This window comes from Geodermatophilus sp. SYSU D00691, from assembly GCF_054050275.1.
In genome coordinates this window covers 81,339-104,221 of sequence record NZ_JBJGYZ010000001.1, presented here as the reverse complement: position 1 = coordinate 104,221, position 22,883 = coordinate 81,339, and the positions used below count along the sequence as shown (strand labels likewise).

General features: G+C 77.1%; 25 protein-coding genes. 15 read left to right on the top strand and 10 right to left on the bottom strand.

Annotated features, from left to right (window positions below):
- The first annotated feature begins 35 nt into the window (after positions 1-35).
- Positions 36-1,214 (top strand): glucose-1-phosphate adenylyltransferase family protein, encoded by a 1,179-nt coding sequence (locus tag ACI797_RS00505; protein ID WP_456856115.1) that lies wholly within the window; start codon positions 36-38, stop codon positions 1,212-1,214.
- Here ACI797_RS00505 and cobG read toward each other — a convergent pair.
- Entirely contained in the window at positions 1,211-2,359 is a 1,149-nt protein-coding gene (gene cobG / locus ACI797_RS00500; RefSeq protein WP_456856112.1) for a precorrin-3B synthase, read from the bottom strand. The two genes, ACI797_RS00505 and cobG, sit on opposite strands and share 4 nt — an antisense overlap.
- 30 nt (positions 2,360-2,389) lie before the next feature.
- Complete coding sequence (locus ACI797_RS00495) at positions 2,390-3,055, bottom strand: DUF4383 domain-containing protein (protein ID WP_456856110.1); 666 nt, start codon at positions 3,053-3,055, stop codon at positions 2,390-2,392.
- Between the two features lie 104 nt (positions 3,056-3,159).
- On the opposite strand from ACI797_RS00495, the gene ACI797_RS00490 reads away from it, so the two are divergent.
- Entirely contained in the window at positions 3,160-3,489 is a 330-nt protein-coding gene (locus ACI797_RS00490) for a tetratricopeptide repeat protein (RefSeq protein WP_456537940.1), read from the top strand.
- Between the two features lie 56 nt (positions 3,490-3,545).
- On the opposite strand, the gene ACI797_RS00485 is transcribed toward ACI797_RS00490, so the two are convergent.
- Both ACI797_RS00485 and ACI797_RS00480 read right to left on the bottom strand, forming a co-directional pair.
- Positions 3,546-4,016, bottom strand: a complete 471-nt coding sequence (locus ACI797_RS00485; RefSeq protein ID WP_456856108.1) for a nitroreductase family deazaflavin-dependent oxidoreductase — start codon at positions 4,014-4,016, stop codon at positions 3,546-3,548.
- Positions 4,013-4,720 carry a hemerythrin domain-containing protein gene (locus ACI797_RS00480; protein WP_456856106.1) on the bottom strand — a complete coding sequence of 236 codons (708 nt, stop codon included), beginning with the start codon at positions 4,718-4,720 and terminating at the stop codon, positions 4,013-4,015. Before ACI797_RS00480 ends, ACI797_RS00485 begins: the two co-directional genes overlap by 4 nt.
- 61 nt (positions 4,721-4,781) lie before the next feature.
- On the opposite strand from ACI797_RS00480, the gene ACI797_RS00475 reads away from it, so the two are divergent.
- A complete protein-coding gene (locus tag ACI797_RS00475) occupies positions 4,782-5,411 on the top strand; it encodes a TetR/AcrR family transcriptional regulator (RefSeq protein ID WP_456856104.1) in 630 nt (209 codons plus the stop codon).
- Positions 5,412-5,415: 4 nt separating this feature from the next.
- Complete coding sequence (locus tag ACI797_RS00470) at positions 5,416-5,766, top strand: hypothetical protein (protein WP_456856102.1); 351 nt, start codon at positions 5,416-5,418, stop codon at positions 5,764-5,766.
- Positions 5,767-5,771: 5 nt separating this feature from the next.
- On the opposite strand, the gene ACI797_RS00465 is transcribed toward ACI797_RS00470, so the two are convergent.
- Positions 5,772-6,125: a hypothetical protein gene (locus ACI797_RS00465; protein WP_456856100.1), complete on the bottom strand. Its 354-nt coding sequence runs from the start codon at positions 6,123-6,125 to the stop codon at positions 5,772-5,774.
- 254 nt (positions 6,126-6,379) lie between these two features.
- On the opposite strand from ACI797_RS00465, the gene cobN reads away from it, so the two are divergent.
- Both cobN and ACI797_RS00455 read left to right on the top strand, forming a co-directional pair.
- Positions 6,380-10,000 carry a cobaltochelatase subunit CobN gene (gene cobN, locus ACI797_RS00460; RefSeq protein ID WP_456856098.1) on the top strand — a complete coding sequence of 1,207 codons (3,621 nt, stop codon included), beginning with the start codon at positions 6,380-6,382 and terminating at the stop codon, positions 9,998-10,000.
- Positions 10,001-10,382: 382 nt separating this feature from the next.
- Positions 10,383-10,622, top strand: coding sequence for a hypothetical protein (locus ACI797_RS00455; RefSeq protein WP_456537948.1), 240 nt, complete (start codon positions 10,383-10,385; stop codon positions 10,620-10,622).
- Here the strand turns inward: ACI797_RS00455 and ACI797_RS00450 are convergent.
- Genes ACI797_RS00450 through ACI797_RS00440 form a run of 3 tightly spaced genes read right to left on the bottom strand, consistent with a single transcriptional unit; the run spans position 10,619 to position 12,455 of the window.
- Positions 10,619-11,380, bottom strand: a complete 762-nt coding sequence (locus ACI797_RS00450; protein ID WP_456856096.1) for an adenosylcobinamide-GDP ribazoletransferase — start codon at positions 11,378-11,380, stop codon at positions 10,619-10,621. The genes ACI797_RS00455 and ACI797_RS00450 overlap by 4 nt on opposite strands.
- Complete coding sequence (gene cobU / locus ACI797_RS00445; RefSeq protein WP_456856094.1) at positions 11,377-11,898, bottom strand: bifunctional adenosylcobinamide kinase/adenosylcobinamide-phosphate guanylyltransferase; 522 nt, start codon at positions 11,896-11,898, stop codon at positions 11,377-11,379. The genes ACI797_RS00450 and cobU overlap by 4 nt, the downstream gene beginning before the upstream one ends.
- On the bottom strand, positions 11,895-12,455 hold the full coding sequence (locus tag ACI797_RS00440; RefSeq protein ID WP_456856092.1) for a histidine phosphatase family protein: 561 nt from the start codon (positions 12,453-12,455) through the stop codon (positions 11,895-11,897). The genes cobU and ACI797_RS00440 overlap by 4 nt, the downstream gene beginning before the upstream one ends.
- 64 nt (positions 12,456-12,519) lie before the next feature.
- Between ACI797_RS00440 and ACI797_RS00435 the strand changes: the two genes are divergently transcribed.
- A complete protein-coding gene (locus ACI797_RS00435; protein WP_456856090.1) occupies positions 12,520-13,308 on the top strand; it encodes an oxidoreductase in 789 nt (262 codons plus the stop codon).
- Between the two features lie 12 nt (positions 13,309-13,320).
- Positions 13,321-14,310: an aldo/keto reductase gene (locus ACI797_RS00430; protein WP_456856088.1), complete on the top strand. Its 990-nt coding sequence runs from the start codon at positions 13,321-13,323 to the stop codon at positions 14,308-14,310.
- Positions 14,311-14,333: 23 nt separating this feature from the next.
- Here the strand turns inward: ACI797_RS00430 and ACI797_RS00425 are convergent, their stop codons facing one another.
- Positions 14,334-15,179, bottom strand: a complete 846-nt coding sequence (locus ACI797_RS00425; RefSeq protein WP_456856086.1) for an HAD family hydrolase — start codon at positions 15,177-15,179, stop codon at positions 14,334-14,336.
- 127 nt (positions 15,180-15,306) lie between these two features.
- On the opposite strand from ACI797_RS00425, the gene ssd reads away from it, so the two are divergent.
- From ssd to ACI797_RS00390, 7 genes are all read left to right on the top strand, one after another.
- Positions 15,307-16,386 carry a septum site-determining protein Ssd gene (gene ssd / locus ACI797_RS00420; RefSeq protein ID WP_456856084.1) on the top strand — a complete coding sequence of 360 codons (1,080 nt, stop codon included), beginning with the start codon at positions 15,307-15,309 and terminating at the stop codon, positions 16,384-16,386.
- Positions 16,383-17,528 (top strand): TadA family conjugal transfer-associated ATPase, encoded by a 1,146-nt coding sequence (locus tag ACI797_RS00415; protein ID WP_456856082.1) that lies wholly within the window; start codon positions 16,383-16,385, stop codon positions 17,526-17,528. Before ssd ends, ACI797_RS00415 begins: the two co-directional genes overlap by 4 nt.
- The gene (locus ACI797_RS00410; protein WP_456856080.1) at positions 17,525-18,325 is read left to right on the top strand and encodes a type II secretion system F family protein; all 801 of its coding nucleotides are present in this window, start codon (positions 17,525-17,527) and stop codon (positions 18,323-18,325) included. Before ACI797_RS00415 ends, ACI797_RS00410 begins: the two co-directional genes overlap by 4 nt.
- Entirely contained in the window at positions 18,322-19,038 is a 717-nt protein-coding gene (locus ACI797_RS00405) for a type II secretion system F family protein (protein WP_456856078.1), read from the top strand. Before ACI797_RS00410 ends, ACI797_RS00405 begins: the two co-directional genes overlap by 4 nt.
- A 122-nt stretch (positions 19,039-19,160) precedes the next feature.
- Positions 19,161-19,394 carry a DUF4244 domain-containing protein gene (locus tag ACI797_RS00400; protein WP_456856076.1) on the top strand — a complete coding sequence of 78 codons (234 nt, stop codon included), beginning with the start codon at positions 19,161-19,163 and terminating at the stop codon, positions 19,392-19,394.
- Positions 19,391-19,762 carry a TadE family type IV pilus minor pilin gene (locus ACI797_RS00395; protein WP_456856074.1) on the top strand — a complete coding sequence of 124 codons (372 nt, stop codon included), beginning with the start codon at positions 19,391-19,393 and terminating at the stop codon, positions 19,760-19,762. The genes ACI797_RS00400 and ACI797_RS00395 overlap by 4 nt, the downstream gene beginning before the upstream one ends.
- Positions 19,759-20,241, top strand: coding sequence for an Rv3654c family TadE-like protein (locus tag ACI797_RS00390; RefSeq protein ID WP_456856072.1), 483 nt, complete (start codon positions 19,759-19,761; stop codon positions 20,239-20,241). Before ACI797_RS00395 ends, ACI797_RS00390 begins: the two co-directional genes overlap by 4 nt.
- A 142-nt stretch (positions 20,242-20,383) precedes the next feature.
- Here ACI797_RS00390 and ACI797_RS00385 read toward each other — a convergent pair whose 3' ends face one another.
- A complete protein-coding gene (locus tag ACI797_RS00385; protein ID WP_456856070.1) occupies positions 20,384-22,813 on the bottom strand; it encodes a DEAD/DEAH box helicase in 2,430 nt (809 codons plus the stop codon).
- Between the last annotated feature and the right edge of the window lie 70 nt (positions 22,814-22,883).

Genomic DNA, 22,883 nt, shown 5'->3' with positions numbered 1-22,883 from the left:
GGCTACGTCGCCGCACTTCGGGGTAGCGGCGCCGCATGGCGCTGCCCCGTCTCCTCGTCCTCGTCCTCGCCGGCGGTGCCGGCAGCCGGCTCCAGCTGCTCACCGAGCACCGGGCCAAGCCGGCGGTGCCCTTCGCCGGGGTGTACCGGCTGATCGACTTCCCGCTGAGCAACTGCCAGCACGCGGGCATCGCCGACGTGTGGGTGTCGATCCAGCACCACCCGACGTCGCTGGCCGACCACCTGGCCAACGGCCGGCCGTGGGACCTCGACCGCACCACCGGCGGGCTGCTGACCCTGCCGCCCCGGCAGGGCGACGAGCGCGGCGGGTGGAACGAGGGGACGGCGGACTCGCTGTGGCGCCAGGCCGGGTTGATCCGCTCCTTCGACCCCGACGCCCTGCTCGTGGTCAGCGCCGACGCCGTCTACAAGCTGGACTACCGCGAGGTGGCCGACGCCCACCTGCAGTCCGGCGCCGAGGTCACGATGGTGACCACCGACGTCGCCGCCGACGACGCGTCGCGCTACGGCATCGTGCGGGTCGACGGCGAGAAGGTCGTCGACTACGCCTACAAGCCCGACGAGCCGGCGACGACGACCGCCACCAACGAGGTCTTCGTGTTCTCGCCGCGGGAGACCCTCGACCGGCTGGAGGCGATCGCCGCCGACGTCGGCGAGGACGAGCTGCAGGACCTCGGCAACCAGCTGCTGCCGGCGCAGACCGCCGACGGGCTGGCGCGTGCCCACGCGCTCGAGGGCTACTGGCGCGACGTGGGGACGGTGCCCGCCTACTGGGAGGCGCACCAGGACTTCCTGTCCGCCGACCCGCCGCTGGACCTCGACGACCCGCGGTGGCCGGTGCGCACCCGCGGGGGCGGGCACAGCGCGGCGCGGGTGCTCGACGACGGGCAGATCGAGAACAGCCTGCTCTCCGGCGGCACGCGGGTCTCCGGGAACGTGCGCGGGTCGGTGCTCTCACCGGGCGTGGTCGTGGAGGCGGGCGCGACGGTGGTCGACTCGGTGCTGCTGCCCGGCGTGCGGGTGCGGTCGGGCGCGACGGTCACGCGCGCGGTGCTCGACGACGCCGTCGAGGTGGGGCGGGGTGCCTCGGTCGGCGGGGACGGCGACATCACGCTGGTGGGCCGCGCCGCCCGCATCGAGGAGGACGCGTCGATCGAGCCCGGCGCCCGCCACCCGGACCCCGAGGAGAGCTAGCCGACGCGGTAGCCGTCGCCGGTCGCGACGACGTCCACGACGTCGCCGCGCGGGCGGCCGCAGCGCCGCGCGCAGCCGGCCCAGTGCTGCCGGGCGCCGCCGGCGGGCAGGTCACCGGTCAGCACGGCGGTGACGGCGTCGGCGCGGACGTCGGCCAGCGACTTCGCGCACCCCGGCCGGCCGGCGCAGGCGGTGACCCGCGTCCAGGGGCTGTCGGCGTCGAGCACGATGCCGGTGCGGTGCAGGTCGACCGCGGCGTCGTCGACGGCGTCCTCGGCCAGGTCGGGGACGACGACGCTGCGCCACGGGGTCACCTGGACCTCCGGCGCGAGCCGGGCGAGCAGGTCGACCTGGTTAGCGGTCAGCACCCCGAGCGGGACGACGCCGAGGAGCGCGACCCGGCCGTCGGCCTGCTCCGCGGCCCCCACCGGGCCGACCGCCGGGGCGGCCGGCACCTCGCCCGGCGCCGCACGGGGCCCGGCGAGGCGGGCGGCCACGGCGCGGACGCCGTCGGCCAGCTCGGTCAGCCGCCAGGCGGTCCCGCCCTGGGCGGCGCGCTCGTCCAGGAACGCGCGGTTGGCGGCCAGCAGCAGGGCGACCGCGCCGTCGGGGTCGGCGCGCAGCCCGCTGTCGGCGCCGCCCAGCAGCAGCGCCACGGTGCCGTCGGCGAGGGCCAGCAGGCCGACGTCCCCACCGAGCCCGGAGACGTCACCCCGGCCGTCGTCGAGCGTGGCGAGGAAGCGCCCCGGCAGGTCGGCCAGCGCCGGGTCGGCCCGCAGCCCGGCGTCGAACGCGGCGACCCACGGGCGGACGTCGGCCAGCCCGCCGCTGCGCCCGGACAGCACGCTGGCCAGCACGTTGCGCACCCGCTCGTGGGTCTCGCTGGGCAGCAGCCCGGCGTCGGCCAGCCGGTCGCCCAGCGCCGGGACGTCGGCGGCGTCCAGGCCGCGCAGCTGCACGTTGCCCCGGCTGGTGAGCTCCAGCCGGCCGTCACCGAGCTCGCGGGCCGCCGCGGCGAGCACCCGCAGCTGGGCGGCGGTGAGCAGGCCGCCGGGGACGCGGACCCGGGCCAGCGCGCCGTCGGCGGCGGCGTGGGTCTGCAGCGCACCCGGGCAGGCGTCGGCACGGAGGCGGGGAGCGGTCATGGCGACCGCGAGGCTACGACGTCGGGCACGTCAGGTGGCGTCGAAGGACATCCAGACCCGGCGCCGCTCGGCCCGGCCGCGCACCTGCGCCATCGCCGCGACCCGGCGGCGCTGGTCGGCGGTGGCGACGTGCTGCACGACGGCGACCTCGGCCTCGCGCATGGCCCGCTCGGCGGCGAACTCCGCCGGGGTCGAGGGCTGGTCGCTGGCCGGCGCCTCCCCGGCGGACCGGGGCCGCGCGTAGGGGCTGTCCTCGGGCAGGTTGCCGCTGACCCGGCCGTAGGCGCCGAGCAGGAGCAGCACCAGCCCGGCGCCGACGGAGAAGAAGACGTTGCTCAGCCGGAAGGCCAGCAGGTTCCAGCCGGTCTCCAGGACGGCGAGGTTCGCCAGCGCCGACAGCAGGAACAGCCCGCCGACGACCATCATCACCGTCGAGGCGATCCGCGGGGCGCGGAGCGCGGCGGCGGCGAGCACGGCGGCGGTGACCACCGAGATCGTCGACAGCAGCCCGTTGGAGGAGAGCCCGAGGACCCGCCCGCCCTCCGTGGAGAAGTAGGCCAGGCCGTCGGCGAAGCCGAGCACCCCGAAGACGAGCAGGACGGCGGCGACGACGAGCGCGCCCACCCGGTGCACGGCGAGCACGCGGGCACCCGGGGCGGCGGGTCGGGTCGGGGGGCGGCGGAGGGTGAGGGTCACGGCGAACTCCTCGGAGGGGAAGGGATGTGCACCCGGTCCTTCCGGCGCCACCCGCCGGCCGGATGCACGGGAAGCCCCGGGGACCGGCCGGTGTTGGTCCGGCCGTGAGCACGCCCTTCGAGCTGGACCTGCACTCCGAGTACCTGCGCGCCGACCTCTTCCTGGCCATGGGGCAGCCGACCGAGGCCGCCCGCATCCTCACCGCCGTGGTCGAGGCCGAGCCCGAGAACGAGGCCGCCCTCGAGCTGCTGGCCCGCGCCTACTTCGCCTCGGCGCAGCTGAACCGCGCCGAGGAGGCCCTCGGCCGGCTGGTGGCGCTGGCCCCGGCCAACGGCTGGGCCCGCCGCGCGCTGGCCCGCACCCTCGAGCGGCAGAGCCGTCCGGACGACGCCGCCGTCCACCACCGCGTCGCCGACGCCCTCGGCGCCGCCTGACCCCTTCCCGAGCGAGAGGGCGGTCCGTGCACGCGCACGGGCCGCCCTCTCGCGCGTCAGGCGGCCAGTTCCTCCGCCACGGGGGACAGCCGGACGAGCGAGATCCGCCGCGACACCCAGGACTGGTAGTCGTCGTACGTCGGGCACTTCGCCATGAGGGCGTCCCAGAGCCGCTGCCGGTCGCGTTCGGCGACCTGGCCGGCCACGATCTCGGTGCGCCGACCGGCGATCTCCACCGTGCCGCGCGGGTCGGCCTGCAGGTTGAGCCACCACTGCGGCTCGTGGTCCAGCCCGCCGTTCGAGGCGGCCACGACGAGGTCGTCCCCGTCCCGGACGTAGAGCAGGGGCGTGGTGAAAGTCCGCCCGGACCGGCGACCGGTGTGGGTCAGGAGCACGACGTCGCCGCCGCGGAAGGTCCGGACCAGCCGTCCGCCGGAGCGGCGGTGCAGCGCGACGTGCAGCTGCGGGCCGTACCTGGCGAAGACCCTGACCTTGTTGACGGCCGTGAGGATGCGGGTGGCCTTCACCGCCCCACCCCGAGGATGCGCGCGTCGCGGCGGGCGGCGCGGCGACCCATGAACCTGGCGATCGCGAACAGCGCGGGGCTGACGTCGGGCATGCGCCGCAGGGCGTCGTCGGGCAGGCCGTTGGCCACCCAGCCGGCCACCGCCGGGACCTCGCGCGACGTGTAGTCCTTCTTGAAGACCTCGCGGTCCAGCCGGTCCCAGTCCTCCTGGGTGAAGTGCTCCTGCACGAGCGCCATGCCGTCGCGCTCCTCGTGCGCGAGGTGCGCCTTGAGGCCGTCCCGCAACCGCGCGGTGGTGTCGGCCAGCCGGTCCCGGGTCGTCGCGTCGCCGGTGCCGGCGGCCAGCGCCCGCAGGTCCTCGGCGACCGACGTCAGCAGCGGGTCGATGCCGGCGTGCTCGGCCTCGAGCGCGTCGAGCACAGTCGGGTCGGCGCCCTTCTCGGCCAGCAACGGCCACATCGCGCGGTCCTCGCCGGAGTGGTGCTTGTGGAGCACGGTGGCGAAGAAGTCGAAGCGGCGGGCGATCTGCGCCCAGCGCGCGCGGTCGGCCACGGCCACGGTGGGGACGGCGGCGGCGAAGGCGTCGAGGTCGCGGCGGAAGGCGTGGTGCATCAGGTATATGGGCGCGATGTCGACGGGGCCTTCGGGCGCGGCGGCCTGGCCGGGGAGCAGGAGCTGCGGGACGGTCGGGGCGGTGGTGGTCACCGGTCTCACCTCATTGGATAGAGTGATGCTCTAACGAATGGCGGGAGAGTAGAGTGAATGCATGACCGAGGGCAAGAGGGTCTACAACTCGCCGCTGCGGGCGGAGCAGGCGCAGCGCACACGGGTGGCCGTGCTCGACGCCGCGGGGCGGTGCTTCTTGGACAAGGGCTACGCGGCCACGACCATGAAGGACGTCGCCGCGCGGGCCGGCGTCTCGGTGCAGACCGTCTTCGGGCAGGGCAGCAAGGCCTCGCTGCTGCTGGCCTGCGTCGACCGCGCGGTGGTCGGCGACGACGAGGAGCGCCCGCTGCTGCAGCGCGAGGTCTTCCTCCGGCCGATGGAGGCCCCGGACCGGGAGGGCAAGCTGGCCGCCCTGCGCGAGCTCGTCGGGGTCTACGTCCCGCAGGCCGTGCCGATGATCCAGGTGTTCGCCGCGGCGGCGACCGTCGACGCGGAGATCGCCGAGGCGTGGGGCGAGTACGAGCGCCGCCGGCTGGCCGACCAGCGGGCCCTGATCAGCACGTTCGAGCCGTGGCTGCGCGAGGGGCTGTGCGTCGACCGGGCGGCCGAGATCGCGTGGGGCCTGTTCACCCACGAACCCGTGGCGAACCTGGTGGGCGTGCGCGGCTGGTCCGTCGACGAGTACGCCGACTTCCTGGTCGACGCGGTGCAGCGGCTCCTGCTGGACTGAGCGCATGGCGAAGTACCTCGTCAACGACGCCGGCGTCGCGCACGCCCGCGAGCTCATCGCCGCCCGCCGCTACGTGCTGCGCAGCGAGTGGGGCCGGGTCCAACCCGGCGCCGAGGAGGAGAACGCCTACCTCGCGAAGCACTCCTGGGCCGAGTACGGGGCCTGGCACCTCGCGCTGACCGAGGGGGCCGGGGAGGAGACGAAGGCCCGCTACGGCTTCGTGTACGGCGACTTCCGGCGCGTGCACCGGATGGGCATCATCGCCTGCCACTACCGGGCGGCGGAGTGGGGCCACAAGGAGATCGAGCTGGTCGCTCACGACCTGCTGCAGCTGCTGGACGCCACGCGCGCCTGAGCCGCTCACTCGGGGCCGTACCGCTCGAGCCGCGGGTCGTCCGGCGTGGCCTGGCGCAGCGACGTCAGCATCCGCCCGACCACCGCGCGGTCCGCGCCGGTCCAGAAGCTCATCGCGACCGTCCCGGGCGCCACCTCGACGAGCACCGGCGTCGTGTCCCCGCGGGGCCGGCCGACCACCGCCGGGAGGCCGCCGAGCGTGATCACCTGCTCGCCGATCCCGGTGGAGGCCAGCAGGGGGACCACGGGGCCCTCGGGGTCCCAGACCTGGAGCACCCGCTGCTGCGAGCCGTCGGTCAGGTCGGCGGACCAGCCGAGCCGGCCGGCGAGGCCGTAGGGCGCCTCCTGCCGCTGCTGCACGAGCGTCCAGCCGGCGCGGCCGCGGCGTCCCAGCCGACGTCGTCCCCGTCGACCGAGGCGGCAGCGAGCCACACCCAGTGCTGGACCGGGTGCTCCACCTCGACGTCGAAGCGGCGGGCGGCCTGCCCCAGGACCGTGTCCGGCACCGAGCTGCCGAGGAGCCGGCCCTGGTCGACGTGCGCGTCGACCAGGGTTACAGGTGCCCGTCGGCCGAGGTGAGGGACGTCCGACCGGTCCGACTACCGTCGGCCGCGATGAACGGCGAGCGGACCCTCACCCTGCTGTCCACCAGCGACACCGACCTGCTCTCGGCCCGCGCCAGCGGTGCGGACTGGCGGCTGGGCAACCCCGCCCGCCTCGACGACGCGGGCATCGCCGCGCTGGTCGAGGGGTCGGCGCTGGTCGTCGTCCGGCTGCTCGGTGTCCGGCGGCAGTTCGAGGAGCTGCTCGCACCGCTGCTGGCCGGGCCCGCTCCCGTCGTCGTCCTCGGCGGCGAGCAGCTGCCCGACGCCGAGCTCATGGAGCTGTCCACCGTGCCGATGGGCGTGGCCACCGAGGCGCACGCGTACCTCGCGCAGGGCGGTCCGGAGAACCTGGTCCAGCTGCACCGCTTCCTCTCCGACACGGTGCTGCTCACCGGCGAGGGCTTCGCGCCGCCGGCCGTCGCGCCGGACTGGGGGGTGCTCGACCGGGAGTCCACCGGCAGCGGTCCGCGGATCGCCGTCCTCTACTACCGGGCGCACCACCTCGCCGGGAACACGGCGTTCGTCGAGGCGCTGTGCTCGGCGGTCGAGGACGCCGGCGGCTCGGCGCTGCCGGTGTTCGTGAGCTCGCTGCGCAGCGTCCCCGACGAGCTGCTCGACGTCCTGCGGACCGCCGACGCGCTGGTCGTCACCGTGCTCGCCGCCGGCGGCTCGCGGCCGGCCACGGCGCAGGCCGGTGGGGACGACGGCGCCTGGGACGTCGGCCAGCTCGCCGCGCTCGACGTCCCGGTGGTCCAGGGGCTGTGCCTCACCCGCTCGCGCGCGGAGTGGCTGGCCGACGACGACGGCCTCTCGCCGCTCGACGTCGGCAACCAGGTCGCCATCCCGGAGTTCGACGGCCGGCTGATCAGCGTGCCGTTCTCGTTCAAGGAGACCGACGCCGACGGGCTGACGCACTACGTCGCCGACCCCGAGCGGGCCGCCCGGGTGGCCGGGACGGCGGTGGCGCACGCCCGGCTGCGGCACACCCCGCCGGCCGAGCGGCGGATCGTGCTGATGCTCTCGGCCTACCCGACCAAGCACGCGCGGATCGGCAACGCGGTCGGCCTGGACACCCCGGCGTCGGTGGTCCGGCTGCTGGCCGCGATGCAGGGGGAGGGGTACGACGTCGGCCCGTTCGACGGGCCCGGTGCGCTGCCCGGCGTCGCGGACCTGGACGGCGACGCGCTGGTGCACGCGCTGATCGCCGCCGGCGGCCAGGACGCCGACTGGCTGACGTCGGAGCAGCTGAGCGGCAACCCGGTGCGGATCCCGGCGGCGGCCTACCGCGCCTTCTTCGCGTCGCTGCCGGCCGACCTGCGCGACGCGATGACCGAGCACTGGGGCGAGCCGCCGGGCTCGCTGTTCGTGGACGGGGACGAGATCGTCTTCGCGGCGCTGCGGGCCGGCAACGTCGTGGTGATGGTCCAGCCGCCGCGCGGGTTCGGCGAGAACCCGATCGCGATCTACCACGACCCCGACCTGCCGCCCTCGCACCACTACCTGGCCGCCTACTGGTGGCTGCGGTCGGAGTTCGGCGCGCACGCGGTCGTGCACGTGGGCAAGCACGGCAACATGGAGTGGCTGCCCGGCAAGACGGTCGGCCTCTCCGCCTCCTGCGCGCCGGACGCCGCGATCGGCGACCTGCCGCTGGTCTACCCGTTCCTGGTCAACGACCCGGGTGAGGGCTCGCAGGCCAAGCGGCGGGCGCACGCCACCCTGGTCGACCACATGGTGCCGCCGATGGCCCGCGCCGACTCCTACGGCGACATCGCGCGGCTCGAGCAGCTGCTCGACGAGCACGCCAACGTCGCGGCGATGGACCCGGCGAAGCTGCCCGCCGTCCGGGCGCAGATCTGGACGCTGATCCAGGCGGCGAAGCTCGACCACGACCTGGGGCTCGCCGAGCGGCCGGAGGACGACCACTTCGACGAGATGATCCTGCACGTCGACGGGTGGCTGTGCGAGATCAAGGACTCGCAGATCCGCGACGGCCTGCACGTGCTGGGTGTGCCGCCGACCGGATCCGACCGGGTGGACCTCGTGCTGGCGATGCTGCGGGCGCGGCAGATCTGGGGCGGCTCGGTGGCGCTGCCGGGTCTGCGCGAGGCGCTGGGGCTGGCGGAGGACGCCGGCCGGGTCGACACCGATGCCGTCGAGGCGACGGCGTCGGCGCTGGTGACGGGGATGGAGGCCGCGGGCTGGACGGCGGACGCCGTGCCGGCCGTCGTCGCCGAGGTCCTCGGCGGTCCTTCCTCCCAGGTGGAGGCGGTGCTGCGGTTCGCCGTCGACGAGGTGGTGCCGCGGCTGGAGCGGACGACCGACGAGCTGTCCGCCGTCCTGCACGCGCTCTCCGGTGGCTACGTGCCGGCCGGGCCGTCGGGCTCGCCGCTGCGCGGGCTGGTCAACGTGCTGCCGACCGGGCGGAACTTCTACTCGGTCGACCCGCGGGCGGTGCCGTCGCGGCTGGCGTGGGAGACCGGCCAGGCGATGGCCGACTCGCTGGTGGCGCGCTACCTGGCGGACACGGGGGAGTACCCGGCGTCGGTCGGGCTGTCGGTGTGGGGCACGTCGGCGATGCGCACGTCGGGGGACGACGTCGCCGAGGTGCTGGCGCTGCTCGGGGTCCGGCCGCGGTGGGACGACGCCTCGCGGCGGGTGACCGGGCTTGAGCCGGTGCCGCTGGAGGAGCTGGGCCGGCCGCGGATCGACGTCACGGTGCGGATCAGCGGCTTCTTCCGCGACGCCTTCCCGCACGTGGTGACGATGCTCGACGACGCGGTGACGCTGGTGGCCGCGCTGGACGAGCCGGCCTCGTCGAACTTCGTGCGGGCGCACGTGGACGCCGACCTGGCGGCGCACGGCGACCGGCGGCGGGCGACCACCCGGGTGTTCGGCTCGAAGCCCGGCGCGTACGGGGCCGGCATCCTGCCGCTGATCGACTCGCGGAACTGGCGCGGCGACGCCGACCTGGCCGAGGTGTACGCGGTGTGGGGCGGCTACGCCTACGGGCGCGACCTCGACGGCGTCGAGGCGCGGCCGGACATGGAGGCCGCCTACGAGCGGATCGCGGTGGCCGCGAAGAACGTCGACACCCGCGAGCACGACATCGCCGACTCCGACGACTACTTCCAGTACCACGGCGGGATGGTGGCGACGGTCCGCGCGCTGACCGGCCGGGCGCCGGCGGCCTACATCGGCGACTCGACCCGGCCGGAGGCGGTGCGCACGCGGTCGCTGACCGAGGAGACCGCGCGGGTGTTCCGGGCCCGCGTGGTGAACCCGAAGTGGCTGGCCGCGATGCGCCGGCACGGCTACAAGGGCGCCTTCGAGCTGGCCGCGACGGTGGACTACCTGTTCGGCTACGACGCCACGACCGGCGTGGTGGACGACTGGATGTACGAGAAGCTGACGCAGACCTACGTGCTCGACCCGGAGAACCGGGAGTTCCTCGAGCGGGTCAACCCGTGGGCGCTGCACGGCATCGCGGAGCGGTTGCTGGAGGCGGTCGACCGGCAGATGTGGGCGTCGCCCGACCCGGCGCTGCTCGCCGAGCTGCAGCAGGCCTACCTGGACACCGAGGGCGACCTCGAGGGCGGGGAGACGCCGGCCCAGCAGGGCGCTCCGGCCTGATCGCGCTGCGTACCGGCACGCCGGGCGACGAGTGCGGATCGGTCCGCATGGGGTAGTGCCGCCCCATGAGCATCCTCGGACGACTGATGGGCAAGGCTGAGACCGCGGCCGCACGTGGCGGCCGCACCGCAGGCCGTGCCGCCCCGCGCGGCCGGGTCGGCATGGGACGCACCAGCACCCCCCGCACGGGCATGCGTTCCCGGGCCACGACGGGCCGCACCACGGGCCGTGGCATGAGGGGTGGCATGAAGGGCGGCCGCACCGCGGCGCCGACCGGAGGGCTCGGCCGGATGGTGGAGAACTTCCTGCGGCGGCGGTGACCTGCACCCCGATTTCTCGTGAGTCATAGCTTTCTGTCACCCGTTCGGGGCACGCTGTGACCGTGAGAAGCAAGTACATGACCGGCGCGAAGCGCATCGTGGCCCTCGGCGGCTCGTCCGCCGTGGGGGTGCGGGGTGACGACCGGCCGGCCGGGGTGGCGCACGCCGTCACCCGCCTCTTCCGCCAGGACGGCGACGTCGCCCTGTGCGGCGCCGACGTCATCCCGCTGCCGCACCACGACTGGTCGCAGCCCGTCGTCGGCGTCCTGCGCTGCCGCTCCTGCGCGGAGCTCGCCTCCTAGGAGGACAGCGCGGCGGCGGCCACCAGCAGGGTGGCCGTCGCCGCGAGCTCGCCCATCGCGCCCATCACGTCGCCGGTGACCCCGCCGAGGCGGGCGGTGGCCCGGGCGCGCAGCAGCTCGGCCGCGAGGACGCCGGTGGCGACGGCGGCCAGCAGCCCCACCGCGTCGCCCGGCCCGCCCACCAGCCACGCCACCCCGCCGACCAGGCCTGCCACCACCACTGCGCACGCGGTGAACCACGCCGGTGAGACGGTTCCCGCCACCGCGCGCCCCAGCGACGACCCCGCGGCCATCGGGGTGCCCGGCACCCCCGTGCGGGCCATGACCAGCCGGGCCACGACCACGGCCGTGACCGGTGCGACCCACCCGTGCGGCAGCAGCGCGGCCAGGCAGGCGACCTGCAGCAGGACCGTCAGCAGCACGGTGACCACGCCGAACGGGCCGATGTCGCTCCGGTGCATGACCTCCAGCGCCCGCTCCCGGCCGCGCAGCGGGCCGAGCCCGTCGGCGGTGTCGGCCAGCCCGTCGAGGTGCAGCCCCCGGGTCAGCACGGCCAGGACGGCCACGGTGAGCACCGCCCCGGTGAACGGCGAGACCAGCCGCGCGCCGAGGACGCCGGCGCCGGTGGCCAGCGCGCCGAGAACGAGGCCCACCAGCGGGGCCCACGGCAGCACGCCGCGGGTGCCGGCCGCGGCCCTGGCCGGCACCCGCAGGACGGTGAGCAGGGCGGCCGACTCCAGCGGGCCGGTCCACCTCATCGCAGCCGCTGCGGCAGCCCGGCGACGACGAACCACACCTCGTCGGCGGTGCCGGCCAGCCGCTGGTTGACCGCCCCGAGCACGTCCCGGAACAGCCGCCCGGCCCGCGTCTCGGGCACCACCCCGAGCCCGACCTCGTCGCTGACCGCGACCACGTGCGCCGGCGTCATCGCCCAGGCGTTGACCAGGGCGTCGCACCGCCCGGCCAGCCGCTCGAGCGCGCCCGGCTCGTCGGCCCACACGCCGGTCTCGTCCATCAGCGCGGCCACCCACGTGGTGACGCTGTCCACCAGCACCGTGCCGGCGCGCAGCAGCTCGCTGGGCGCCGTCGTCTCGACCGTCGTCCAGCCGGCCGGGCGGCGGGACCGGTGGGCGGCGACGCGGGCCGCCCACTCGGCGTCGTCGTCCGACCGGACCGACGTGGCCAGGTAGGTGACATCGGGGACGTCGGCGAGCAGCGCCTCGGCGTGCGCCGACTTCCCCGACCTGCTGCCACCCAGGACCAGGACCCGGCTCACAGCCGCAGCTCCGTGACCGTGCCGTTGTGCGGGGTGACCGCCGGCATCGCCTCGGGGCCGAGACCCGCGGCCACGGCCTGCGCGGCGCGGATGGTGTCGCCGTGGGTGACCAGCGCCACCACGTCGGCCGGTGGATCGGCAAGCAGCTCCGCCAGGTACGCCGCCACCCGGCCGTGCAGCTGCGCCAGGCTCTCGCCGCCCTTGGCCGACCAGTGCGGGTCGGTCCAGTCGACGAGGTCCCACAGCTCGCGCGAGGGGCGGCCCTCGAGCACGCCGTAGCCCTGCTCGCGCAGCGCCGGGGTCGTGCGGACGGGCAGCCCGGTGGCCCGGGCGCAGTGCTCCGCGGTCTGCACGGCGCGGTGCAGGTCGCTGGACACGAGCGCGCCCGGCCGGCGGGCGGCCAGCTCCCGCGCCGCCGCGGCGGCCTGCTGGTGGCCCAGCGCGGTGAGCGGGATGTGGCCCGTCTGCCCCTGCATGCGGCCCTCGGCGTTCCACTCGCTCTGCCCGTGGCGCACGAGCAGCAGGGTGAGGGAGGGCGCCCCGGGGTCGGCAGGCATGGTGCCCGGAGCGTAAGCGAGGGCGCGATCGGGCCCGGCGCCCGCGCCTCGTACCGTCGTCGGCGTGACCATCCCCGTGCGCCCCGGCGCCGCCCGTCCCGCCGCCCGGCCGGACCGTCCCGACCCGCTGGCCCACCTCCTGGACCTGCCCGGGGTGCGGGAGGCGGCGGACTCCGCGCGGACCGGCATCGACCGGCTGCTCGCGCACCGCCTGATGCGCAACCGGTCGGCCGAGGTGAGCACCGAGTCCGCGCTGCGGGGTGCCCGGGCGTCGGCGGCCCTGGACGGCGCCGACGTGCCGCTGGCCGACCTGCGCGCCGGCGTGGTGGACGACCCGGTCGTGCAGGGCTCGCTGCGGGTGTCGGCGGGGCTCGGCTCGATGACCGAGACGTGGCCCAGAGCGCCGGGGCAGGTGCTCGCCCGCCTGCACGTGCTCGCCGCCGCCGACCTGGTCGACCGGGCCGCGCTCGGCCGGCCCGCAGCCCACGCCGGTCCCCGTCTGGCCGGGCTGTTCGGCCTCGTCACCGTCGAGACGGCCGTCCCCGCGGTGCTGGTGGCGGCCCTCGTGCACGGCGAGCTGGCCGCCATGGCCCCCTTCGGCTCCGCCGACGGCGTGGTGGCCCGGGCGGCCGCCCGGCTGACCGGGATCACCCGGGGCCTGGACCCCAAGGCGGTCTCGGTGCCGGAGGTCGGCTTCGTCGAGCTGGGCCGGGACGGGTACGCCCGCGCCCTCGCGGGTTACTCCTCCGGGGAGTCCGAGGGGGTCGCCGGCTGGCTCGTGCACTGCTGCCGGGCCACCGAGCACGGCGCCGCCGAGGGGCTGGCCATCGCCGAGGCGATCCTGCGCGGCTGAGGAGGGATCACGGTGCAGTACCTCGAGGTCGACGGGCTGGGCCCGGTCAGCCGCATCGGGCTGGGCACCTGGCAGTTCGGGTCCCGCGAGTGGGGCTACGGCGACAGCTACGCCGAGCGCGGGGCTCGCGAGATCGTCCGCCGGGCGCGCGAGCTCGGGGTGACGCTGTTCGACACCGCGGAGATCTACGGCTTCGGGCGCAGCGAGCGGATCCTCGCCGAGGCGCTGGATGACGAGCGGGAGGACGTGGTCGTCGCCAGCAAGATCTTCCCGGTCGCGCCCTTCCCGCCGGTCGTGCGGCAGCGGTGGGCGGGCAGCGCCCGCCGGCTCCGGCTGGACCGGATCCCGCTGTACCAGGTGCACCAGCCGAACCCGGTCGTCCGCGACTCGGTGACCATGCCGGCGATGCGGGAACTGCTGGACGCCGGCCGGATCGGCGCCGTCGGCGTCTCCAACTACTCCCTGGAGCGCTGGCGGGCCGCCGACGCCGCGCTGGGCCGGCCGGTGGTGTCCAACCAGGTCCAGTTCTCGCTCGCCACCGCCGGACCGCTCGACGACCTGGTGCCGTTCGCCGAGCGCGAGGACCGGGTGGTGATCGCGTACAGCCCGCTCGCGCAGGGGCTGCTCGGCGGCCGGTACACCGTCGACCACCGGCCCGGGGGCGTCCGCGCGGCCAACCCCCTGTTCGGCACCGAGAACCTGCGCCGGGTGCAGCCGCTGCTCGACCTGCTGCGCGAGGTCGCCGCCGCGCACGACGCCGAGCCGGCGCAGATCGCGCTCGCCTGGCTGCTCGGTCTGCCGCGCGTCGTCGTGATCCCCGGGGCGTCGAGCGTCGAGCAGATGGAGTTCAACGCCGCGGCCGCCGACCTCCGCCTCGCCGGGGACGAGCAGGCCGCGCTCACCGCGGCCGCGCGGGCGTTCACGCCCCTCTCGGGCGCGCGCACGGCCGTGGACGCCGTCCGCGAGCGGGTGGACGCGGTGCGGCAGCGGCTGGGGGTCTGACGCGGACCGGTGGCGGGGCGCCCTCAGGCGCCCCGGCGCCGCCAGCGGCCGGGCACGGGGCCCGGCTCGGTCAGCGCCGCGGCGGCCCGCAGCGCGCGGTGCCGGGCGTACCAGGCGAGCCCGACGACGGCCGCGCCGACGCCGACCGCGGCACCGGTCACCACCGGGGCCGGCGGGACGGAGAAGCGGGCACGCATCGACACCGGACGGCTGAACTCCAGCACCGGCCAGCCCAGGTCGAGCGCCGCCTTGCGCAGCCCGCGGTCGGGGTTGACCGCCGTCGGGTGCCCGACGGCCGAGAGCAGCGGCAGGTCGGTGATCGAGTCGCTGTAGGCGTAGCAGTCGGCCAGGTCGTAGCCACCCTCGGCGGCCAGCTCGCGGATGGCGAGCGCCTTGTTCTCGCCGTAGGCGTAGAAGTCGATCTCCCCGGTGTAGCGGCCGTCGACGGTCACCATGCGGGTCGCCACCACGCGGTCCGCGCCGAGCATCGCGCCGATCGGCTCGACCACCTCCGCGCCGCTGCTCGAGACGATGACGATCTCGCGCCCCGCGGCCCTGTGCTCCTCGATGAGGTCGGCGGCCTCGGCGTAGACCAGCGGGTCGACGATGTCGTGCAGGGTCTCGCGGACGATCTCGTGCACCGTCGCGACGTCCCAGCCCGTGCACATCGCGGTGATCTGCGCCCGCAGCCGCTCCATCTGCTGCGCGTCGGCGCCCTGCAGCGAGAACACGAACTGCGCGTAGGCGGACTTGAGCACGGTGCGCCGGTTGATCAGCCCACCCTGGAAGAACGGTCGTCCGAAGGCCAGGGTGCTGGACTTCGCGATGACCGTCTTGTCGAGGTCGAAGAACGCCGCCGCGCGGGTCACAAGTCACGAGGGTAAGTGGATCGACCGGCTGTGATGCAGGTCGCGCGCCGTCCACACCCGAACGGGTCATCCACAGATGCCGGGAGGGCCTGGCAGGTGTTGCCGGTCCGGACGTGGGCTGGACCCCGTGCGCGCCGTTCCCGCCCCGTCGTCCCCGCCCGCCCGACCGCTCGTCGTCAGCAGTGACGCCGACCTGGTCGACGACCTCCTCCGGTTGCTCGCCGCCGCGGGGGCGGAGGCCGAGCTCGCCACCGGCGGGCCGGCGCTGCGCCGCGCCCACCGGGCCGCGCCGCTGGTCCTGGTCGGCGCCGACGCCCTGGCCGTCCCGGCGGTGCGGGCGCTGCCGCGGCGGCCGGGGCTGGTCGTCGTGGCCGGCGCCGAGCTGCCCGCCGCCGACTGGGCGAGCGCCGTGGAGCTGGGCGCCGAGCGGGTGGCCCGCCTGCCGGCCGACGAGGGGTGGCTGCTCGCGCGGTCCGCCGCCGCGGTCCGGTCGCCGGTCGCCGCCGGATGGCTCGTCGCCGTGGGCGGCGCCTGCGGTGGAGCGGGCGCGAGCACCATCGCCACCGCGCTGGCGCTGGCGGCCGCTCCCGGCTCCCTGCTGGTCGACGCCGATGCCGCCGGCGGTGGCCTGGACCTCCTGCTCGGGGCCGAGCGCACCGACGGCCTGCGCTGGCCGGAGCTCACCGGTCTGCGCGGCCGGGTCGCCGGCGACGCGCTGCTCGCCTCGCTGCCGGAGGTCGACGGCGTCTGCGTGCTCGCCGCCTCCCGCGCGGGGTCCGTCGCCCTCCCACCCGAGGCGCTGACCGCGGTGGCCCGGGCCGGGCGGTCGGCGGGCGCGGCCGTCGTCGTCGACCTGCCCCGCGGCGACCCGGCGCTGACCGAGCCGGTGCTCGCGGAGGCCGACCTGGCCGTCCTGGTGGTCCCGGCCCGCCTGCGCGCGGCGTCGGCGGCCCGGCTGCTGCTCGACCCCGGCGGCCCGTGGTCGTCCGCCGTCGTCGTGGTGCGCGCCGTCCCGGGCGGGCTGTCCCGCGAGGACGTCGCCGCCGTCGTCGGCCGCCCGGTGCTCGCCGAGCTCGGGCACGACCGGGCCGTCGTGCCCCGCGGGGAGCGGGGGGAGCCGCCGCTTGTCTCGGCGCGGACGCCGCTGGGCGTGCTCGCGCGGCGGCTGCTGGCCGCGGTGCCCGAGCGCAGCGAGCCGGCGGCATGACGGGCCCGCTGCTCGAGCGCGTCCGGGCGCGCCTGGCCACCGAGGCGGGAGAGCCCACCCGCGCCGCCGTCGCCGCCCTGGTCCGGGCCGAGACCGGCGGGCTGCTGGGTGACGACGACGTCCTGCGCGCCGTTCGCGAGGCGGTCGACGAGCTGGCCGGCGCCGGACCGCTCGAACCCCTGCTGCGCCTGCCGGGCGTCACCGACGTGCTGGTCAACGGGCCCGACCGGGTGTGGGTCGACCGCGGCGACGGGCTGGAACGCACCGACGTGGTGTTCCCCGACGACGACGCCGTCCGCCGGCTCGCCGTCCGGCTGGCGGCAGCGGCCGGGCGGCGCCTCGACGACGCCGCCCCCTGGGTCGACGTCGGCCTGCCCGACGGCACCCGGCTGCACGCCGTGCTGCCACCGGTCGCCGGCAGCGGGACGTGCCTGTCGCTGCGGGTGCTCCGGCGCGCCGTCCCCGACCTCGCCGCCCTCGCGCGCGCCGGTGCCTTCCCCGGTGGGAGCGAGCGGCTGCTGCGGTCGGTGGTGGCCCGCCGGCGGGCCTTCCTCGTCACCGGCGGCACCGGCGCCGGCAAGACGACGCTGCTGTCGGCGCTGCTTGGTCTGGTGGAGCCGGGGGAGCGGATCGTGCTCTGCGAGGACGCCGCCGAGCTCAGCCCCGCCCATCCGCACGTGGTCCGGCTGCTCAGCCGGCCGCCGAACGTGGAGGGCGCCGGGCTGGTCACGCTGCGGGACCTGGTCCGGCAGGCCCTGCGCATGCGCCCCGACCGGCTGGCCGTGGGCGAGGTGCGCGGGGCGGAGGTGACCGACCTGCTCGCCGCGCTCAACACCGGCCACGACGGCGGCTGCGGCACCCTCCACGCCAACCGCCCGGCCGAGGTGCCCGCCCGCCTGGAGGCGCTCGGGGTCGCCGCGGGGCTCGACCGGGCCGCGGTGCACAGCCAGGCCGCCGCCGCGCTCTCCGTCGTCGTGCACGTGCGGCGGACGGGCGGCCGGCGGCGGGTGGACGAGCTCGGCGTCCTCCGGCGCGCCGGCGACGGGACGGTGGTGGTGGAGCCCGGCTGGCGGGCCGACGGCGGACCGTGCCCCGGCCGCGACCGGCTGTCCGCGCTGCTCGACGGGGACGGCGAGCCGTGACCGGGGCGCTGCTCGCACTGTCCGCCGCCATGCTGGCCTGGCCGGACGCCGGATCGGTGCGCCGGTCACGGCTGTCGGGGGGCCGCCGCCGCGGCTTCCGCCACCCGGGTCCGCGGTCGGCGCCGGTGCTGGCGGCTGCGGTCGCCGCGGTCGTCGCCGCTCTCGCCAGCACGCCGCTGGTCGCCGTCCTCGCCGGGTGCTGCGCCGCGCTGGCCGCTCGGGCGGCGGAGTCCCGGCGGCGGACGGTCCGCCGGGAGACGGAGCTGGCCGCCGTGACGCAGGCGCTGGGCGCGCTCGTGGCCGAGCTGCGGAGCGGCCGGCCGCCCGACGTCGCCGCCGCGGCGGCCGCGCGGTCGTGCGGCGACGGCGTGCTGGCCGACGCCTTCGTCCGGGCCGTGCGCGACCCGCCCGCGCGCCGGGCTCCTCCCCCCGGTCCGGCGGAGGCGGCGCTGGACCGGCTCGCCGCGGCGGTCCGGCTGAGCCGCTCCACCGGTGCCGCGCTGTCCGACGTCGTCGTGGCGGTGGAGGACGACCTGCGGGCCCGGGCGCGCCGGCAGCTGGAGCTGCGTTCGGCCGTGGCCGGCCCGCGGGCCAGCGCGGCCCTGCTCGCCGGCCTGCCGCTGCTCGGGCTGGCCATGGGCAGCGGCATCGGCGCCGATCCCTGGGGCGTGCTGACGACGACGGGCCCGGGGCAGGTGCTGCTGGTGGCCGGCGTGGCCCTGGAGGTGGCGGGCGTCGCCTGGTCGCGGCGGCTGGTCGCCCGCGCCGCCGGCCGGGCGGCGCCGGGGGCCCGGTGACCGGGGGAGCCGGCGTCCTGCTGGCCCTGGCGGCCGCCCTGCTCGCGTGGCCCCCACCGCGCCCGCGCGGCCTGCGCCGGCTGGCCACGGCGGCGCGTCCGGGCCCGGCACCCCGCAGCGCCGCCGCCCCGTGGCAGCGCCGACTGATGGCCGCGGCGGCCGGCTGTGCCGCGGGGCTGCTCGTCGGCGGCCCGTCCGGGGCCGTCCTCGCGATCGCCGTCGGGGTGGCCGCGGACCGGGTCCTGCGCCGGGTGTCGGCGGTCGACCGGGACCGGCGCGCGGCGCTCCGGCAGGAGCTGCCGGGAGCCTGCGACCTGCTCGCCGTCTGCCTCGCCGCGGGGCTGCCGCTCGGGGCGGCCCTCGCCGCGGTCGCCACGGCCGTGCCCGAGCCCCTTGCCGCCGAGCTCCGGCGGGTGGCCGGCCTCACCCGGCTGGGCGCGCAGCCGCGGTCGGCGTGGGGTGGTGCCCCGGACGAGCTGGCCGGGCTCGGCCGGGTGCTGGTGCGCGCGGGCGAGTCCGGGTCGGCGGTGGGCCCCGCGCTGCGGGCGCTCGCGGCCGACGCCCGCGCCCTCGCCCGCACGGAGCTCGAGGCCGACGTCCGCCGGGCCGGGGTGTGGGTGCTGGCCCCGCTGGGGCTGTGCTTCCTCCCGGCCTTCCTCTGCCTCGGCGTCGTGCCGCTGGTGCTGGGCATCGCCGGGCAGGTGTTCGGGTGAGCCGCCGTCCACAGCCCCCGGCGTCCTCCACAGATGCGGCCGCCCCCGCCGACGGCGGCAAGCACCGGGCGAGTGTCGACGGCGAGCGGCCCGGACGGCGGGCCCGACGCGAGGAGCCACCCGTGGAGCAGAAGACCCTTTCCCTGGAGACCGGCCGGCGTGCTGTGCGGGCGGTGGGCCGCCGCTGGGCCCGCGTCCGCGCCACCGGCGAGGCCGGCATGAGCACCGCCGAGTACGCCGTCGGCACCGTGGCGGCCTGCGCGTTCGCCGCCGTGCTCTACCAGGTGGTCACCGGCGACTCGATCGTGGACGCCCTGGGCGACCTGGTCGACTCGGCGCTGGGCACGCTGTCGTGACCGGCGGCCGCCGCCGGCTGCGCGGCGAGGCCGGCATGGTGACGGCGGAGACGGCCGTCGTGCTCCCCGTGCTGCTGCTGGTGCTGGCCGGCGCCGTCGCCGCCGTCACCGTGGTGGGCGCCCAGCTGCGCTGCGTCGACGCGGCGCGGGAGGCGGCCCGGGCGGCGGCGCGCGGCGAGGCCCCGGCCGTCGTCCGGGCGATCGCCGCCCGGGCGGCGCCGGAGGGGGCGGTGGTCGGTGCTGCGTCGTCGGCCGACGAGGTGCGGGTCGTGGTGTCGGCCGAGGTGCGGCCGCTGGGTCCGCTGCCCCTCCGCGTCCACGTCTCGGGCACCGCCGTCGCCGTCCCCGAGCCCGGGACGGTGCCGTGAGGCCCGACCGGGAGCGCGGCTCGGCGACGGTGTGGGTCCTGGCGCTCGCGGGGGTCCTGGCGGCGGTGGGGGCGGCCGCCGTCCTGGTGGGAGCGGCGGTGACCGCGCGGCACCGGGCCGGCAGCGCCGCCGACCTCGCGGCGCTCGCCGCCGCCGGCGCCGCGGTGCGCGGTGACCCGGGTGCCTGCGCCGAGGCCGGGGCGCTCGCCGGGCGCAACGGGGCGGAGCTGACCGGGTGCACCGTCGGCACCGACGCCGTCGTCACGGTCACCGTCGCGGTGCCGGTCCGCCTGGGACCCCTCGGCCTGTTCGCCGCCGAGGGCCGGGCCCGCGCCGGACCGGCCGCCGTCGGTGCGGGCGAACACGAGTCGCCCGCTCGTGGAGCTCCTCCTCGCCGCCCGCGGTGGACACCGTGGTCCGCACCGAGTGCGTCAGAACGGCGACGTCCCTCTGCACCTGCACGGGCGTGTCGGTGGTGATGCACCCGAGCACGGGGAAGCCGTCCTCGGCCTCCCACCGCGGCCACAGCCGCCGGTGCTCGTCGGTCGGGGTCAGCGGCCCGGGCGGACGGCGCACCGGTGCGCGCCGTCGCCCTCGAGCTCGACGCCTGAGCCCGCCGGGTCAGAAGACCAGGTCGTCCTCACCAGGCGCAGCCGGACCCGGCTCGTCCGCCGGCTCGTCGTCCTCCCGGCCGTCCTCCTCGGCGGCGGCCAGCTCGTCCAGGACGACGTCGAGCACCCGGACGGCGCCGGCCTTGTCCAGCGGGTCGTTGCCGTTGCCGCACTTGGGCGACTGCACGCACGACGGGCAGCCGCTCTCGCACTCGCAGGTCGCCACGGTCGCGCGGGTGGCCTGCAGCCACCGGCGCAGCACCGCGAAGCCCCGCTCGGCGAAGCCGGCCCCGCCCGGGTGGCCGTCGTAGACGAAGATCGTCGCCGCCCCGGTGTCGGGGTGCAGGGCCGTGGAGAGCCCGCCGAGGTCCCACCGGTCGCAGGTGGCCAGCAGCGGCAGGATGCCGATCGCCGCGTGCTCGGCGGCGTGCAGCGAACCCGGCAGCGAGATCTCGTCGACTCTGGCTCGGTCGACCGCGCGGGTGTCGAGGGTGAACCACACCGCCCGCGTGCGCAGCTGCCGCGGCGGCAGGTCCAGCGGGAACTCGGCGAGCACCTCGCCGGTCACCAGGCGCCGGCGCTGGTAGGCCACCACCTGGTTGGTCACGTCGACCACCCCGGTGTGCGCGGTGACGGTTCCGAGCCGCCGGGTCCGGTCGGTGCTCGCCACGGCCAGGTCGGTCACGTCGCGCGCCACCGTCGTCCACTCGGGGCTCTCGGCGTGCACCACCGCCACCGCGTCGTCCACGTCGAGCTCGTCGACGACGTACGTCTCACCGCGGTGCACGTACAGGGCGCCGGTGTGCACCGTCGAGTGGGCGGCGTCGCCGTCCACGGTGCCGAGCAGGCGGCCCGTGTCCCGCTCGATGATCGACACCGGCTCCAGGCCGCTGCCGCGGATGTCCACGTCCGGCCGGCCACGCCCGGCCCAGTACCAGCCCGCCGGCCGGCGGCGCAGCCGCCCCTCGGCGACCAGGGCTTCGAGCTGCGCCTCCGCCGCCGGGCCGCCGAAGTCGGGCAGGTCCTCCGGCCGCAGCGGGAGCTCCGCCGCTGCGCAGCACAGCTGGGGCCCGAGCACGTAAGGGTTCGTGGGGTCGGTGACCGTCGCCTCGATCGGCCGGCCGAACACCGCCCGCGGGTGGTGCGCCAGGTAGTGGTCCAGCGGGTCGTCCCGGGCCACGAAGACGACCAGCGACTCGCGCTGGGCGCGGCCGGCCCGCCCGGCCTGCTGCCACATCGAGGCCAGCGTCCCGGGATAGCCCGCCAGCACCACGGCGTCCAGGCCCGCGATGTCGATGCCCAGCTCCAGGGCGTTGGTGGTGGCCACCCCGAGCAGCTCGCCGGACGACAGCAGGCGCTCGAGCTCGCGGCGTTCCTCGGGCAGGTAGCCGCCGCGGTAGGAGTCGACGCGCGGCACGAGGTCGGCGCGGCCGCGCTCGGCCAGCAGGCGGCGGGCCTGCTCGGCCACCGACTCCGCGCTGCGCCGCGACCGGACGAACGCCAGCGTGCGCGCCCCCTGCTCGACCAGGTCGGCCAGCAGCGACGCGGAGTCGGCGGCGGCCGACCGGCGCAGCGGGGCGCCGTGCTCGCCGGTCCGCTCGGTCAGCGGCGGCTCCCACAGGGCGAAGGTGGCGCCCGGCCGCGGTGAGCCGTCCTCGGTCACCGCCCGCACCGGGGCGCCGACCAGCCGGCCGGCCGCCTGCGCCGGGTCGGCGACCGTCGCCGAGGCCAGCACGAACACCGGCTCGCTGCCGTAGCGGCGGCAGATCCGCCGCAGCCGGCGCAGCACGTGGCCGACGTGCGAGCCGAAGACCCCGCGGTAGGCGTGGCACTCGTCGACCACGACGAACGCCAGCCGCCGCAGGGTGCTCGACCACCGCTGGTGGGCCGGCAGGATCCCGCGGTGGAGCATGTCCGGGTTGGTCACGATCCACCGGGAGTGCCGGCGGACCCAGTCCCGCTCCTCGCCCGGGGTGTCGCCGTCGTAGGCGGCGGGGCGCACCGAGGGGTCGGCGAGCGCGGCGACGGCGCCCAGCTGGTCGCGGGCGAGCGCCTTGGTCGGCGCCAGGTACAGCACGCAGGCCCGGTCGTCAGCGGCCAGCCGGGACAGCGCCGGCAGCTGGTAGGCCAGCGACTTGCCCGACGCCGTGCCGGTGGCGACGACGACGTGCTCGCCGGCCCAGGCCAGCTGGGCGGCCTCGACCTGGTGCCGCCACGGCGAGGGGACGCCGCGCTCGGTCAGGCGGGCCCGCAGCTCGTCGGGCACCCACTCGGGCCACTGCCGCGACTGGCTGCGCCGCATGGGCAGCCGGTGGACGTAGGTGACGGGCTGCTCGTCCTCGGACGTGCCGGCCAGGAGGGTCGCCAGCAGGTCCGCCCCGGGAAGAACCTGGTCCGCGCCGGGAGGGGGAGCCGGCCGGACCGGGTGGAGCGTGGTCACCCCACCACTCTCACACCCCCGGGCAAGCGCCGGACCGCCGCGCCGGAACCTAATGTGACCAAATCAACAC

Coding starts and splice junctions, on each gene's coding strand:
- ACI797_RS00505 (WP_456856115.1), top strand. CDS start 36: ATGGCGCTGCCCCGTCTCCTCGTCCTCGTCCTCGCCGGCGGTGCCGGC.
- cobG (WP_456856112.1), bottom strand. CDS start 2,359: ATGACCGCTCCCCGCCTCCGTGCCGACGCCTGCCCGGGTGCGCTGCAG.
- ACI797_RS00475 (WP_456856104.1), top strand. CDS start 4,782: ATGACCGAGGGCAAGAGGGTCTACAACTCGCCGCTGCGGGCGGAGCAG.
- ACI797_RS00470 (WP_456856102.1), top strand. CDS start 5,416: ATGGCGAAGTACCTCGTCAACGACGCCGGCGTCGCGCACGCCCGCGAG.
- cobN (WP_456856098.1), top strand. CDS start 6,380: ATGAACGGCGAGCGGACCCTCACCCTGCTGTCCACCAGCGACACCGAC.
- ACI797_RS00450 (WP_456856096.1), bottom strand. CDS start 11,380: ATGAGGTGGACCGGCCCGCTGGAGTCGGCCGCCCTGCTCACCGTCCTG.
- ACI797_RS00440 (WP_456856092.1), bottom strand. CDS start 12,455: ATGCCTGCCGACCCCGGGGCGCCCTCCCTCACCCTGCTGCTCGTGCGC.
- ACI797_RS00415 (WP_456856082.1), top strand. CDS start 16,383: ATGACGGGCCCGCTGCTCGAGCGCGTCCGGGCGCGCCTGGCCACCGAG.